Raw genomic sequence first — 14,062 nt, forward strand, 5'->3', positions numbered from 1 at the left:
CGATGAGCAACTCCCAGGGCGGGAACGCGCTGCTGAGGACGTCGACGCCCGGGGATGGCTCGGTCGTCGGGGGCGGTGCCGGTACGGCACCGTCCCCGGCGCGCCGGCCCCGCCGCAGGGGTGACTGGCGCAAGCGTGCCGAGATCACCCTCCTCGCAGGCCCCGCGATCGTCGTCTTCGTCGCGTTCGTCATCTTCCCCGTCGTCATGGCGGCGTACTACGGGTTCTACAAGTGGAAGGGCTACGGGGTCCCGACGGACTTCGTGGGACTGGAGAACTACGCCACGATCCTGCAGGACACCACCTTCCACGACGCGTTGATGCACAACGGCTTCATCGTCGTGATGTCCCTCGTCATGCAGGGACCGGCGGCCGTGGTCCTCGCGCTGCTGCTCAACCGCAAGATGCGGGGCCGCGGGCTCATCCGCGTCCTGATCTTCGTGCCCTACGTCGTCTCCGAGGTCATCGTCGGGACCGGCTGGAGCCTCATGCTCCAGACCACGGGTGCCGTGAACGACCTCTTCGCCAAGATCGGGCTCGAGGGGTGGGCGGTCGACTGGCTGTCCGACCCCGACGTCGCGATCTGGTCGCTGATGATCATCATCACGTGGAAGTACATCGGCTTCGCCGTGATCCTCTTCCTCGCGGGTCTGCAGTCCATCCCCGAGGAGCTCCACGAGGCCGCCGCGATCGACGGCGCGTCCTACTGGCAGGCGCAGCGCAGCATCACGCTGCCGCTGCTCGGCCCGACCGTCCGCATCTGGGCGTTCCTGTCGATCATCGGGTCGCTCCAGCTGTTCGACCTCGTCTACATCATCTGGGGCCAGTACGTGTCCGCCACGGCGGGTACCTCGACGATGGCGACCTACATGGTGCTCAACGGGCGCAACGCGGGGAACTACGGCTTCGGTAACGCCGTCGCCGTGGTCCTCTTCCTCATCTCGCTGGTCATCGCGCTGACCTACCAGCGCTTCGTGCTCAAGCGGGACACCGAGGGCGCGCTCACGGGAGGGAAGAAGTGATGGCCGCCAACGCGGTTCAGGCAACCCCGGCGAAGCTGCCCGCACCCGTGCGGCGGCGCGTCAAGACGCTCGACAAGGTCAACCCGCTCGTCTACGTGGTGGCGTGGCTCCTCGTCGGCATCTGCGTCGGGCCGGTCATCTACATCATCCTCGGCGGTCTGCGCACCAACTCGCAGATCACCGCGGACCCCTCCGGGTTCCCGACGACCTGGGAGTGGGGCAACTACTCCGCGGTCCTCAACAGCTCGCTGTTCTGGCAGCAGGCCGGCAACTCGGCGATCAGTGCGATCGCCACGACGGCCGGTGTCGTGATCCTCGGGGTCATGGCGAGCTTCGTGCTCGCCCGCTACGACTTCAAGGCGAGCACGGCGATGTACTCGCTGTTCGCCGCGGGTCTGATGTTCCCGATGACGGTCGCGATCACGCCGCTGTACATCATGATCAAGAACCTCGGTCTGATGAACAGCCTCGCGGGCATCATCCTCCCGCAGATCGCCTTCGCTCTGCCGACGACGATCATCATCCTGGTGCCGTTCCTGCGGGCCATCCCCAAGGAGCTCGAGGAGGCCGCCGCGATCGACGGGGCCAGCCGCATCGGGTTCTTCTTCCGGATGGTCGTCCCGCTGTCGGTCCCGGGCGTCGTCACGGTCGGTATCCTCGCCTTCGTGGCGGCCTGGAACAGCTACATGCTGCCGTTGTTCATCCTCAACGACGAGTCGATGTACACCCTGCCTCTGGGTGTGCAGTCGTTCGCCTCGCAGTACTCGGTCGACACCGCCCGGGTCCTCGCGTTCACGTCGCTGTCGATGATCCCGGCGCTGATCTTCTTCTCGCTGTTCGAGCGGCGGATCGTCGGCGGTCTGACCGGCGCCGTCAAGGGCTGACGACCCCTTCTGCGCGCCCGTCCGGGTTCGTCCCGGGCGGGCGCGCAGCCGTACCACCTCGCCATACCTTCCGAAGGAGCACCACCCCGTGTCCGACACCCTCGGCAGCGCCGCCCAGCAGCGGTCGTCGCACGTCCCCGCCATGCCCGTCGTCTCCTCCCGGGTGCGTGACCTGCACGCCCGGATGACCCTCGAGGAGAAGCTCGCGCAGCTGGTCGGCTACTGGCTCGACCAGAACGGCACCGTCGCCCCCATGCAGTCCGAGATGGCCTCGGGCCAGAAGGACTCGGGGCAGCTCGCGGAGATCACGCGGCACGGCCTCGGGCACTACACCCGCGTGTACGGGACGCGTCCTGTCGAGCCGGCCGAGCGCGCCGCGTGGCTGTGGGCCGAGCAGCGTCGCCTCAAGCGCGAGACGCGCCTGGGCATCCCCGCGCTGGTGCACGAGGAGTGCCTCACGGGCCTGGCCGCCTGGCAGGCCGCCAGCTACCCGACGCCGCTCGCGTGGGGCGCGTCCTTCGACCCCGAGCTGGTGCACGAGGCCGCGCGGGCCATCGGCGACTCGATGCGCGAGCTGGGCATCCACCAGGGCCTGGCCCCGGTGCTCGACGTCGTCGGCGACCCCCGCTGGGGCCGCGTCGACGAGTGCATCGGCGAGGACCCGTACCTGGTCGGCACCGTCGGCACGGCGTACGTCCGCGGCCTGCAGGACGCCGGCGTCCACGCCACGCTCAAGCACTTCGTCGGGTACTCGGCCTCCGCGGCCGGCCGCAACCACGCACCGGTCCACGCCGGCCCGCGTGAGCTCGCCGAGATCTACCTCCCGCCGTTCGAGATGGCCGTGCGCGACGGCGGCGTCCGCTCGGTGATGAACTCCTACGCCGACGTCGACGGCATGCCGGTCGCGGCGGACCCGCACTACCTGACCGAGGTGCTGCGCGAGCAGTGGGGCTTCGACGGTGTCGTCGTGGCCGACTACTTCGCGGTCGCGTTCCTGCAGGTCATGCACGGTGTCGCCGCGGACCGCGGCGAGGCGGCCGCCCTCGCGCTGGCCGCCGGCCTGGACATCGAGCTGCCCACCGGTGACGCCTTCCTCGAGCCGCTGGCCGAGCGCGTGCGCGCCGGCCTGACGGACGAGGCGCTCGTGGACCGCGCGGTGCTGCGCGCCCTCGCGCAGAAGGAGGAGCTGGGCCTGCTCGACCCCGAGGCGTTCGAGGACGAGCCTCCCACCGAGATCGACCTCGACTCGCCGCGGCACCGCGAGCTCGCGCGTCGCCTCGCGCAGGAGTCGGTCGTCCTGCTGTCGAACGACGGTGTCCTGCCCCTCGCGCAGCCGCGCAAGGTCGCCGTCGTCGGCCCCAACGCGGCCCGCCCCGAGGCGCTCATGGGCTGCTACTCCTTCGCCAACCACGTGCTGGCGCACCACCCCGGGCTCCCGCTCGGCTTCGAGATCCGCAGCGTCCACGAGGCGCTGGCGGCGACCCTGACCGGCGACGTCACGTTCGCCGAGGGCTGCACGGTCGAGGGCGACGACACCAGCGGCTTCGACGCCGCGGTGGCCGCCGCGCAGGACGCCGACGTGGCGGTCGTCGTGGTCGGCGACCAGGCCGGGCTCTTCGGCCGCGGCACGGTCGGCGAGGGCAACGACGTCCAGTCGCTCGAGCTGCCGGGCGTGCAGCGCCGGCTCGTCGAGGCGCTCGTCGCCACGGGCACGCCCGTCGTCATGGTGCTGCTGACCGGGCGTCCCTACGCCATCGGCTGGGCGCTGGACGGCGAGGGACCGCGGCCCGCCGCGGTGCTGCAGGCGTTCTTCCCCGGCGAGGGCGGCGGCGACGCGATCGCCGACCTGCTCACCGGCGTCGCGAGCCCGTCCGGCCGGCTGCCCGTCTCGCTGCCGCGTGCCGCGGGTGCCCAGCCGTTCCGGTACCTGCACCCGGTGCTCGGTGGCCCGTCCGACGTGACGTCGACGGACCCCACGCCGGTCCGGCCGTTCGGCTTCGGCCTCGGCTACACCACGTTCGCGTACGACGACCTGCAGGTGGACCCCGAGGTCGACTCGGCGGGCGTCTTCACCGCGTCGGTCACGGTGACCAACACCGGTGACGTCGCCGGGGCGGACGTCGTCCAGCTCTACGGCCGCGACGTCCAGGGCTCCGTGGTGCGTCCCGTCGCGCAGCTGCTGGGCTACGCCCGCGTGGAGCTCGAGGCGGGTGCGTCGCGCCGCGTGACGTTCCGCGTGCCGACCACGCGCCTGGCGCTGGTCGACCGCCGCCTGGTGCGCGTGGTCGAGCCCGGTGACGTCCAGGTCTGGGTCGCCTCGCACGCCGGTGTCGCGGACCCGTCCGACGTGGCCGCGGCCACCGGCGGTGCGATCACCAACAGCCGCGAGGTCACCCGCCACGTGCTGCCGGGCAGCAGCACGCGCCGCGCCGCCCTGCGGGTGACGGGCGCCGTGCACGAGGTCACCGCCGCCGACCGGCGGATCGTCGACGTGGAGGTCGACGACGCATGAGCACCGTGAGCAACCCGATCCTTCCGGGGTGCTACCCCGACCCCTCGATCTGCCGGGTCGGTGACGACTACTACCTCGTCACCTCGACGTTCGAGTACCTGCCGGGCCTGCCGGTGCTGCACAGCCGCGACCTGGTGAGCTGGGAGCAGATCGGGCACGTCGTCGACCGGCCCGGGCAGCTCGACTTCACGGGGATCGCGTCGTCCGGCGGCCTGTACGCGCCGACGATCCGGTACCACGACGGGCAGTTCTGGGTCGTGTGCACGCTCGTCGACCAGCGGGACGGCAGCCGCGGCGGCAACTTCCTCATGACCGCGAAGGACCCGGCCGGGCCGTGGTCCGACCCGATCTGGCTGGAGTCGTTCGGCATCGACCCGTCGATCTTCTTCGACGACGACGGTCGCATCTGGGTGCACGGCACCCGCCTGGCCCTCGAGCCCCGCTGGCACGACCAGACCGAGGTCTGGGTGCGGGAGCTCGACCGCGAGACGATGCAGTGGGTCGGGCCGGAGACCGTCGTCTGGCACGGCGCCGTCGAGGGCGTCGTGTGGTCGGAGGCGCCGCACATCTACAAGGTGGACGGCACCTACTACCTCATCGCGGCCGAGGGTGGCACCGAGTTCCACCACGCCGAGAGCGTCGCGCGCTCGGACTCCGTGACCGGCCCGTACGTCGGGACCAGGGGCAACCCGGTGCTCACGCACCGTCACCTGGGGCGGCAGCACCCGGTCGTCGGTGCGGGGCACGCCGACCTCGTCGAGGCGGCCGACGGCAGCTGGTGGGCCGTGCTGCTGGCGATGCGCACCTACGGCGGGTACCACTACCCGCTGGGCCGCGAGACGTTCCTCGTGCCGGTGGTCTGGGAGGACGGCTGGCCGGTGTTCGCACCGGGCGTCGGCAAGATCCCCGACGAGGTCGAGGTGCCGTTCGCCGGCACCCCGACGCCCGGCGTGGTCCAGGGTGCGGCGTCCGGCGTCGTGCCGCCGGCCGATCTGCGCTGGACCGCCGTGCGCGCACAGCCGAGCGAGGTCGCGACGCCTGCCGGTGAGGGCTGGGACCTGCCGCTGCGCCCGGCGACGCTCGCGGACCTGGAGGTCCCGGCGTTCCTCGGGCTGCGGCTGCAGCACCGGGACGCCGACCTCACGGCGCGCGTGCGCGCCGACCTGGGCCAGGGCGAGGAGGTCGGACTGGTCGTCCGGCAGTCCGAGAAGGACCACGCGCGGCTCGCGGTCACGGCCGACGGCGACGTCCGGCACGTCCGCGTCGTGCACCGCCAGGGCGGGCAGGAGCGGGTGCTCGGCGAGGTCACGCTCGCGGCGTCCGCCGACGCACCGCTGCTGCTGGGCGTCCGGGCCCGCGGCGCGGACCTGCAGCTGCTGGCCGGCGTGGGTGACACGGCTCCCGTCGTCGTGGCCACGGCCGACGCGACGCAGCTCGACACCGTGGCGACCGGTGGCTTCCTGGGCCTGTGGCTGGGGGTCTACGGCACGAGCGCCGGCGCCCCGACGCAGACCGTGGCGCACGTCGAGCGCGTGGAGTACGCCCCCGCCGGCTGACGTGCCGACGGGCGGCCGGCGCACCGCACGGCCGCACGACGACGAGGCCCGACCCCCGCGCGGGGGTCGGGCCTCGGTCGTCGTCGGGTCAGGCGACGGCGCTCATCATGCCGACGACCGCCCCGAGCACGATGCCGATGACCGTGGCCACGATCGAGATGACGAACGCCACCGTCCCGAGCGGCTCGCGCCGCGAGAACTTGGCGATGCTGGCGAGGACGATCGCGACACCACCGAACAGGATCGGCACGAACAGCAGCGCGATCGCCGACAGCGGGAACGAGATGATCGACAGCAGGTTGGACCGCTTGGCCGGCATCGGCGGCAGCGAGTCCTGCTGGTCGGAGGCCGGGTAGGACGGGTACGGGGCCTGGGACATGTGGCTCCTCGGTGAGGCGGGTGGGACCCCGAAATCTCATCACCAGGACGCGGGGTCCGCCCCTCGAGCGGCGACGCTCACCCGTTCGCCGCAACGCCCCCGTGCCGCGCCCTCGCCCGGGCCCCTCCCGCAGCCCGACGCAGCGGACGCCGGCGGGTCAGCGCCGGCGGGTGGTGGGGTCGGTGACCGACGGGGGGTGCCAGCCCGCGTCGGCGGGGTTGAGGGTGACGCCCGGCGGGACGATGCGGTCGATCTCGTCGAGGACGTCCGCGGGCAGCCGGACGTCCAGCGCCGCGAGGGCCGCGTCGAGGTGGGCCTGGGTGCGCGGGCCGATGATCGCGCTCGACACCGCCGGGTGCTCCAGGACGAACCCGAGCGCGAGCTGCACGAGCGTGAGCCCGGCGGCCTCGGCGACCTTGGTGAGCTGCTGCACGGCCTCCGCCTTGCCGACGTTCTCCGGCAGCGCCGGGTCGTGCCGTCCCGGCTGCCGCTCGTGGCGGGGCGAGCCCGCGCGGGACCCGTCGAGCGCGCGGCCCGACAGCCAGCCGCCGGCCAGCGGGCTCCACGGCAGCACGCCGAGCCCGTACTCCTGGGCCAGCGGCAGCACCTCGCGCTCGACGCCGCGCGCCAGGATCGAGTACGGCGGCTGCTCGGTCGCCGGCCGCGCCAGCCGCCGCTCGGCCGCCACCCACTGCGCCTGCACGAGCTGCGAGGGCAGGAACGTCGACGTCCCGACGTACAGCACCTTGCCGGCGCGCACGAGGTCGTCGAGCGCACCCAGCGTCTCGTCGAGGGCCGTCCCCGGCTCGGGGCGGTGCACCTGGTAGACGTCGATGCGGTCGGTCTGCAGCCGGCGCAGCGAGTCCTCGACGGCCCGCACGATCCACCGGCGCGAGCTGCCCGCGTGGTTGACCTCGTCGGACAGGCGGCCGTGCACCTTGGTGGCCAGCACGACGTCGTCACGACGTCCCGCGAGCGCCTTGCCGACGATCGTCTCGGACTCCCCGCGGGCGTACACGTCGGCGGTGTCGACGACGTTGATGCCGGCGTCGAGCGCGCGGTGCAGGATCGCGACCGTCTCGTCGTGGTCGGGGTTGCCCCAGGCGCCGAAGTTCATGGTCCCGAGCGTCAGCGGGGACACCTGGACCCCGGTGCGGCCGAGCGGGCGGTACGTGGTCATGCGTGTGCTCCTTCGTGGGTGGTGCCGGAGGTGGCATCCGCGGCGAGGACGCCGATGCCCAGGCCGGGCGTGGTGCGGGTGCGGGGGTGCGGGGGCCGCGCGAGCCCGTAGTGGTCGCGCAGCGTCGTGCCGGTGTACCCGCTGCGGAACAGGCCCCGGTCGACGAGGACGGGCACGACCTGGTCGACGAAGTCCTCCAGGCCCGACGGCAGCACGGCGGGCATGATGTTGAACCCGTCGGCGGCGCCCGCGTCCCACCACTCCTGGATGGCGTCGGCGACCTGCTCGGCCGTCCCCGAGAACGTGCGGTGCCCGCGGCCGCCCCCGAGCCGGCCGATGAGCTGCCGCACGGTCAGGTGCTCGCGCCGCGCCAGCTCGACGATCAGCGTGTACCGCGACTTCGCACCCTCGATCTCGTCCTCGCTCGGCAGGTCGGCGGGCAGCTCGCGGTCCAGCGGCAGGTCGTCGGGGTCGACGCGCAGGGTCTTGGCGAGCTGGGCGCGGGCGTACTCGGGCCGGATGAGCCGGTCGAGCTCCTCCTCCTTCGCCCGGGCCTCCGCCTCGGTCGCCGCGATGACGGGCACGATGCCCGGCAGCACGAGCAGCCCGGCGGGGTCCCGGCCCCACTCGACGGCCCGGCGCTTGAGGTCGGTGGCGAACGCGAGGGCGTCGTCGAGGGTCTGCTGCGCCGTGAACACCGCCTCGGCGTAGCGGGCGGCCAGGTCCTTGCCGTCCTCCGAGGACCCCGCCTGCACCAGGAGCGGGTAGGCCTGCGGCGACCGCGGGGTCGTCAGCGCCCCGGCGACCCGGAAGTGCGCGCCGGCGTGCTCGGGCGGGTGGATCCGCGCGGGGTCGCCCCACAGGCCGGCCTCCTTGTCGCCGATCTCGACGTCGTCCTCCCACGAGTCCCACAGCTTCAGCGCGACGTCGATGAACTCCGCGGCGCGCTCGTAGCGGGACCGGTGCGACGGCAGCTCGTCCTGACCGAAGTTGCGGGCGGCCTCCAGGTGCGCCGTCGTGACGATGTTCCAGCCCGCGCGCCCGCCGCTGATGTGGTCGACGGACGCGAACCGGCGGGCCAGGTTGTACGGGTCGTTGTAGGTGGTCGACGCGGTCGCGATCAGCCCGATGTGGCTCGTCACCGCGGCGATCGCCGCCAGCACGACCGTCGGCTCGAGCGTGCCGGACGGGCGGCGGCCGACGTCGCGGAACAGCGCCGGGCCGTCGGCGAAGAAGATCGAGTCGAGGTGGCCGCGCTCGGCCGTCCGCGCGAGCCGCTGCAGGTAGCCGATGTCGGTGCTGCGGTACGACGGGTCGGACTCGGGCAGCCGCCACGACGCCTCGTGGTGGCCGGTGCTCATGAGGAACGCGTTGAGGTGCAGCTGCCCCTCACGTCGGGGTGCGGTCATGGGGTGCTCCTGTGGGGCGGGGAGGTGGGCAGTGAGGTGGACGGGAAGGTGGGCGGGGTGCCGGACGGGGTGCCGGACGAGGGGACGACCGGGGGCACGCCGAGGGCGTCGAGCAGCCCTCGGCGCAGGGCCACGAACCCGGGGTCGGCCGGGTCGCGGTGGGTGACGGGGGTGTCGAGGGTGATGCGTCCGGCGTCGAGGACGACGACCCGGTCGGCCAGCACGATCGCCTCGTCGACGTCGTGCGTGACCAGCAGGACCGCCGGCCGGTGCCGCGCGCACAGGTCGCGCAGCAGGGCGTGCATGCGGGTACGGGTGAGGGCGTCGAGCGCCCCGAACGGCTCGTCGGCCAGCAGCAGCTGCGGCTCGCGCACCAGGGAGCGGGCCAACGACACCCGCTGCTGCTCACCGCCCGACAGCTCGGTGGGCCAGGCGCGCTCGCGGCCCGCGAGCCCCACCTCCGCCAGGCGCTCGGCGCCCAGGTCACGGGCCCCCGGGCCGCGCAGGCCGAGCACCACGTTGTCGAGGACCCGCGCCCACGGCAGCAGCCGCGAGTCCTGGAACACCACGGACACGCGCTCCGGCACGGCGATCGTCCCGGTGCCGTGCACGTCGTGGTCGAGGCCGGCCAGCGCGCGCAGCAGCGTGCTCTTGCCCGAGCCGCTGCGTCCGAGGATCGCCACGAACTCCCCGGCGGCGATCGTCAGGTCCAGGCCGCGCAGCACGCGCCCGTCGCCCTCGCCCAGGCCGTAGGCCCGGACCAGGTCCCGCACGCGCACCGAGCCGTCGTCGGTGGTGACGCGCTCGTCGGCGAGCACCCCGTGCGCGGGTGCCGGCACGGCCGAGCGGACCGGGACGCGGGTGTCCTCCGTGGGGCCGGGTGCGGTCAGTCCGCCAGGGTGCGTCGCCACGACAGGGCCCTCCTCTGCACGATCCGGACGAGCAGGTCGGAGCCGTAGCCGAGGATCCCGTAGAGGACGAGACCGACGACGATCACGTCGGTCTGCCCGTACGTGCGGGCCAGCTCCATCATGTAGCCGATGCCGGCGGTGCCGTTGATCTGCTCGACGACGACGAGCGCCAGCCAGCAGCCGGTGACGGCGAACCGCAGCCCCAGCAGGAACCCCGGCAGCGCGCCCGGCAGCACCACCCGGGTGAGGAACCCCCACCGCGAGAGCCCGACGGTCTCGGCGAGCTCGACGTACCGCGCGTCGATGGTCCGCAGGCCGTTGTGCGTGTGGATGTAGACCGGGATGAGCACGCCCAGCAGGATCGTGACGACCTTCATGGTCTCGCCGATGCCGAGCCACAGGATCAGCAGCGGCAGCAGCGCGAGGCTCGGGACGGCCCGCTTGAGCTGCACCGGCCCGTCGACGACCGCCTCGCCCCAGCGGCTGAGGCCGGCGACCACGGCGAGCACCGTCCCGGCCAGGACGCCGAGGACGAGCCCGGACAGTGCGCGCCCGGCCGACACCGCCAGGTGCTCCTGGAGCCGGCCGTCGGCGACCAGGTCGGCGGCCGTGGTCACCACGGTCCAGGGCGCCGACAGCGTGCGCTGGTCGATGAACCCGACGGCCGAGCCGACGGACCACACGGCGAGCAGCGCGCCGAGGCCGATGAGCGTGCCGCCGCGCAGCGGCCGGCCGGGGCCGAGGCGCCGGGTGCCGCGGGCGCGACGCCGGGCGGGTGCGGCCGGCGGTGCCGTGCGGGCGGCGGGCCGGCGGGCCAGGCCGTGGGGGAGGGACAGCGTGGACATCAGCCGGCCTCCCTCGCGCGGTAGTCGGCGGCCGCCTGCGCGACCACGGGGGCGAACCGCTCGTCCCACAGGTCGGCCGCGTCCAGCACCTCGTTGCCGGTGGCGGCGGCCAGCAGCTCGACCGTCTCCTGGTGCCGGGCGATGTGCTCGGTCCAGTCCTCGGGGATGTCGGGGACGCCGGCGCGCTCCACCAGGTAGTCCGCGTCCTGCGGGCTCAGGCCCTGGTCCTTCACGTAGTACCCGGCCTTCCACTCCTCCGGGTGGTCGTGCACCCAGAGCTTGGCCTGCGTCCACAGCTGCACGTAGGCGCGCAGCGCGGCGGCCTTGGCGGGGTCGTCCAGCACGGACGTCGGCACGTAGAGGTGGCTCGGGTCGTCGCGCAGGCCGTGCCGCACGGTGTGCGCCCCGTCGACGCCGTACTTCTCGAGGTAGCGCGCGATCTGCACGCCGCCGATGGGCGCGATGTCGACCTCGCCCGCGGCCAGCGCGGTGGTGTAGACGTCGCCGTTGCTGGGCAGCTCGACGAGCGTGACGTCGTCGGTCGTGAGACGCGCCGCCTCCAGCGCGCGCAGCACGATGACGCCCTGGGCCTGCCCGGGCGAGTACGCGATGCGGTGCCCGGCGAAGTCCTCGAGCGACTCGACGCCGTCGACATCGGGGCCGACCCCGAACTCGTAGATGGGGTTCTGCTCCCAGTCCTCGCGGTAGACCGCCGCGACGATCTTGACGTCGAGCCCCGTCCACTCGGCGTGGATGGGCGGGATGTCCGCGACCGCGCCGACGTCCAGGGCGCCGGCCCGGAACGCCTCGCTGGTCTGCGGACCGCCGGACAGGTTGGCCCACTCGATGGTGAAGCCGAGGTCCGCGTCGAGGTCGTCGCCCGCGATCTCGACGGCCTTCTGCGTGGTGGGGTCGCCGACGACCAGCGTGGTCTCGGCGGGTACCGCCGTGGGCAGGGCCGACGGGGCGCCCGTCGCGGCGGGGGTGTCGGCCACGGCGTCGCCGGTGCACGCGCCGAGCAGGGCGGGCAGCAGCGCGGCGGCGGCGAGCGCGGCGAGCCGGCGTCCACGGACGCGAGCGGGCACGGGCCGGGCGGTGGGCGGGGCGGGTGTCCGGCCGGTGACCGGGCCGGGGGGTGCGAGGGGCATGACGGGCCTTCCGGGCAGGGTGCGGGTGCCGGGCGCGAGGTGCGCACGGCGGTCGTGGTGGGGGTGGTGCGGGCACGCCTCGGGGTGTCGGCCTGCGGGTGGTGGGCGTGACGGAGGCGTGCCGGGATCAGGGGCGGGGACCGGCGGGACCGGTGACCGCGGGACCGCGCGGCCGGGCGGCGGCGGGGTCCGGGGCGCTGGTCAGCGACAGCGCGGGGCCGGGCACGACCGACACGCGCGGGACCGCAGCACGGGGGCGGCGGCGTGCGTGGGGGTCGGTGCGGGCATGCGTCGACAATTGCATACCGGATCAGTCGGGAATAACCCGGTGATCGCATCCTGAGACGTCACGGGCGCGACGTGCCGAGGGATCCGCCGTGCCGCCCGCTGCGGGCGCCCGCACCGGCTTGCTCCCGGCGGCCCGACGTGTCGTACTAGCCGCAGGTCCGTGGCGCGCGCGCCGCACCGCGACACGAGGGAGGGCGGGACCCATGGCGGAGACCGACCGGGTCGAGCTGGTCGACGAGGACGGTCGGGCGACCGGCACCACGACCGTGGCCGAGGCCCACCGCGCGCCGGGACGGCTGCACCGCGCGTTCTCGGTCGTCCTCACGCGCCCCGACGGGCGCATGCTGCTGCAGCGCCGCGCGCTGACCAAGCTGCGGTTCGCGGGCCTGTGGACCAACTCGTGCTGCGGCCACCCCCTGCCCGGGACCGACCTGCACCAGCGTGCCGCGCTGCGCGTCCGCGAGGAGCTGGGCGTCGAGCTGGTCGACGCCCGCGAGGTCGGCACGTTCCGCTACCGCGCCCCCGACGACGTCTCCGGGCACGTCGAGTGCGAGTACGACCACGTCCTGGTCGGCCGGTGCGAGGGCGAGCTGGCCCCCGACCCGCTCGAGGTCGACGGCACCGAGTGGGTCACGCCGGCCCGCGCGCACGAGCTCGTCGCCGCCGGCGTCGTCACCCCGTGGTTCGCCGACGTGCTGCGCGTGCTCGACGCCGCCGCCGTGGGGGCCTGAGCCCGACCCTGCCCGTCACGACCCGACGGTCCACCAGGTCTGCGCGTCCGGCGTGAACGTGCTCCCGAGCCGGTCACCCGTACCCCGGAGCAGCGCGCCCGTCGCCGCGTGCAGCAGACGGACGCGCGACCCCTCGCGCCAGGCGCCGCCCCCCTCGACGACGACGCGCCACGCCTCCGGACCGGGTGCGTCGTGGCCGCCCGGCACCCCTGCCTCGGCCGGTGGGTCGGCCAGCGCGGGGCCGTCGGGACCCAGGGTCAGCGCACGGGGTGCGTCGCCCGCCGCCACCAGCAGCACCAGGGCGCCGTCGGCCAGGCCCCGTCCCGTGCGCGGTGCGGACGGCGCCCACGTCGTCGTGCCCTGCGCCCGCAGCGCCGGCACGCCGTCGGCCACGACGAGCCGGCGCCCCGTCGCGACGTGGACCAGGGCGAGCGGCGCGTCGAGCCGCACCGCGGTGCCGGGGCGACGCGACGCGCCCGGCAGGGGCGGCGGTGTCCGCGGCCGGTAGGTGTGGGCGAAGAACCCGCGCCACAGCCGCCCGTCGTCCCCACGCCAGCCGTCGGCCGTCGCGTGCAGCGTGACCTCGCGCCGGGGCCTGTTGGGGTCCAGCACCGTGAGCGTCACGGCGCCGGTCACCGGGTCGCGGACGAACCCGGTCGCCACGACCTGGTGGTTGTCCCCGGAGCGCACGAGGGTGCGCGCGACGACCAGGCCGAGCACCACGGGGTGGCCCTCCGCCAGCGCGCGCAGCACGCGGGGCAGCTCGCGGCACGTCCGCGTGCGGACCCCGGCCAGCGGCCCGACGTCGGCGTCGGGCAGCACGGACCACGTGAGGAACCGCAGCGCCGAGGCGGAGCGGAACGAGTCGAGCTGGCGGGCGCGCAGGTGGTCCGCCACGAGGTGCCCGTCGGGCGGCACCCGCCCCGGGGCGAACAGGGTGGGCGGCCAGGACGGCGCGTCGCGTCCGGCGGCCAGGTGGTCGAGCACGGAGAACGACATGCCGCCGCACCGGCCCGCCGTCCGCACGCGGACGCCGCCGGGCAGGGTGGCGACCACGTTGACGAAGTCGTTGGCGAACGCGTAGCCAGCCCGGGCCGCCCCGACGGCGGTCGTGCTCGTCCCGCCCGTGCTGTCCGTCCTGTCGGTCACGTCGCCTCCCGGCGCCCACCCTCACACACCTGCCGTGCGCTCACACCC

General features: G+C 74.2%; 12 protein-coding genes. 5 read left to right on the forward strand and 7 right to left on the reverse strand.

All coding sequences use genetic code 11. The features are described 5' to 3' along the window. Positions 1-2 precede the first annotated feature (2 nt). From J1G43_RS04450 to J1G43_RS04465, 4 genes are all read left to right on the forward strand, one after another. Positions 3-1,022, forward strand: coding sequence for a carbohydrate ABC transporter permease (locus J1G43_RS04450; RefSeq protein ID WP_207339420.1), 1,020 nt, complete (start codon positions 3-5; stop codon positions 1,020-1,022). Beyond that, positions 1,022-1,906, forward strand: a complete 885-nt coding sequence (locus tag J1G43_RS04455; protein WP_207339419.1) for a carbohydrate ABC transporter permease — start codon at positions 1,022-1,024, stop codon at positions 1,904-1,906. Before J1G43_RS04450 ends, J1G43_RS04455 begins: the two co-directional genes overlap by 1 nt. Positions 1,907-2,048: 142 nt before the next feature. Next, the gene (locus J1G43_RS04460) at positions 2,049-4,418 is read left to right on the forward strand and encodes a beta-glucosidase (protein ID WP_207378278.1); all 2,370 of its coding nucleotides are present in this window, start codon (positions 2,049-2,051) and stop codon (positions 4,416-4,418) included. Further along, positions 4,415-5,974, forward strand: coding sequence for a glycoside hydrolase family 43 protein (locus tag J1G43_RS04465; RefSeq protein ID WP_207378034.1), 1,560 nt, complete (start codon positions 4,415-4,417; stop codon positions 5,972-5,974). Before J1G43_RS04460 ends, J1G43_RS04465 begins: the two co-directional genes overlap by 4 nt. Before the next feature lie 88 nt (positions 5,975-6,062). Here the strand turns inward: J1G43_RS04465 and J1G43_RS04470 are convergent, their stop codons facing one another. From J1G43_RS04470 to J1G43_RS04495, 6 genes are all read right to left on the reverse strand, one after another. Next, the gene (locus J1G43_RS04470) at positions 6,063-6,353 is read right to left on the reverse strand and encodes a hypothetical protein (RefSeq protein WP_207339417.1); all 291 of its coding nucleotides are present in this window, start codon (positions 6,351-6,353) and stop codon (positions 6,063-6,065) included. Between the two features lie 157 nt (positions 6,354-6,510). Next, positions 6,511-7,533, reverse strand: a complete 1,023-nt coding sequence (locus J1G43_RS04475) for an aldo/keto reductase (protein WP_207378035.1) — start codon at positions 7,531-7,533, stop codon at positions 6,511-6,513. After that, positions 7,530-8,942, reverse strand: coding sequence for an LLM class flavin-dependent oxidoreductase (locus J1G43_RS04480; protein ID WP_207378036.1), 1,413 nt, complete (start codon positions 8,940-8,942; stop codon positions 7,530-7,532). Before J1G43_RS04480 ends, J1G43_RS04475 begins: the two co-directional genes overlap by 4 nt. Continuing rightward, positions 8,939-9,853 (reverse strand): ABC transporter ATP-binding protein, encoded by a 915-nt coding sequence (locus J1G43_RS04485; protein WP_207378037.1) that lies wholly within the window; start codon positions 9,851-9,853, stop codon positions 8,939-8,941. Before J1G43_RS04485 ends, J1G43_RS04480 begins: the two co-directional genes overlap by 4 nt. Continuing rightward, positions 9,829-10,698, reverse strand: a complete 870-nt coding sequence (locus J1G43_RS04490) for an ABC transporter permease (RefSeq protein ID WP_207378038.1) — start codon at positions 10,696-10,698, stop codon at positions 9,829-9,831. Before J1G43_RS04490 ends, J1G43_RS04485 begins: the two co-directional genes overlap by 25 nt. Next, on the reverse strand, positions 10,698-11,846 hold the full coding sequence (locus J1G43_RS04495) for an ABC transporter substrate-binding protein (RefSeq protein WP_207378039.1): 1,149 nt from the start codon (positions 11,844-11,846) through the stop codon (positions 10,698-10,700). The genes J1G43_RS04490 and J1G43_RS04495 overlap by 1 nt, the downstream gene beginning before the upstream one ends. A 491-nt stretch (positions 11,847-12,337) precedes the next feature. Here J1G43_RS04495 and idi point away from each other — a divergent pair, with 491 nt between their 5' ends. Continuing rightward, positions 12,338-12,865, forward strand: a complete 528-nt coding sequence (idi, locus tag J1G43_RS04500) for an isopentenyl-diphosphate Delta-isomerase (RefSeq protein ID WP_207378040.1) — start codon at positions 12,338-12,340, stop codon at positions 12,863-12,865. 15 nt (positions 12,866-12,880) lie between these two features. Here the strand turns inward: idi and J1G43_RS04505 are convergent, their stop codons facing one another. Further along, positions 12,881-14,014 carry a hypothetical protein gene (locus tag J1G43_RS04505; RefSeq protein ID WP_207378041.1) on the reverse strand — a complete coding sequence of 378 codons (1,134 nt, stop codon included), beginning with the start codon at positions 14,012-14,014 and terminating at the stop codon, positions 12,881-12,883. Between the last annotated feature and the right edge of the window lie 48 nt (positions 14,015-14,062).

Source organism: Cellulomonas sp. zg-ZUI22 (assembly GCF_017353535.1).
Classification (GTDB): Bacteria; Actinomycetota; Actinomycetes; order Actinomycetales; family Cellulomonadaceae; genus Cellulomonas; species Cellulomonas wangleii.

What these genes read in the sequence shown, in the direction of transcription:
- J1G43_RS04450 (WP_207339420.1), top strand. Translation starts at nt 3, where the DNA reads ATGAGCAACTCCCAGGGCGGGAACGCGCTGCTGAGGACGTCGACGCCC.
- J1G43_RS04455 (WP_207339419.1), top strand. Translation starts at nt 1,022, where the DNA reads ATGGCCGCCAACGCGGTTCAGGCAACCCCGGCGAAGCTGCCCGCACCC.
- J1G43_RS04460 (WP_207378278.1), top strand. Translation starts at nt 2,049, where the DNA reads ATGCCCGTCGTCTCCTCCCGGGTGCGTGACCTGCACGCCCGGATGACC.
- J1G43_RS04465 (WP_207378034.1), top strand. Translation starts at nt 4,415, where the DNA reads ATGAGCACCGTGAGCAACCCGATCCTTCCGGGGTGCTACCCCGACCCC.
- J1G43_RS04470 (WP_207339417.1), bottom strand. Translation starts at nt 6,353, where the DNA reads ATGTCCCAGGCCCCGTACCCGTCCTACCCGGCCTCCGACCAGCAGGAC.
- J1G43_RS04475 (WP_207378035.1), bottom strand. Translation starts at nt 7,533, where the DNA reads ATGACCACGTACCGCCCGCTCGGCCGCACCGGGGTCCAGGTGTCCCCG.
- J1G43_RS04480 (WP_207378036.1), bottom strand. Translation starts at nt 8,942, where the DNA reads ATGACCGCACCCCGACGTGAGGGGCAGCTGCACCTCAACGCGTTCCTC.
- J1G43_RS04490 (WP_207378038.1), bottom strand. Translation starts at nt 10,698, where the DNA reads ATGTCCACGCTGTCCCTCCCCCACGGCCTGGCCCGCCGGCCCGCCGCC.
- J1G43_RS04495 (WP_207378039.1), bottom strand. Translation starts at nt 11,846, where the DNA reads ATGCCCCTCGCACCCCCCGGCCCGGTCACCGGCCGGACACCCGCCCCG.
- idi (WP_207378040.1), top strand. Translation starts at nt 12,338, where the DNA reads ATGGCGGAGACCGACCGGGTCGAGCTGGTCGACGAGGACGGTCGGGCG.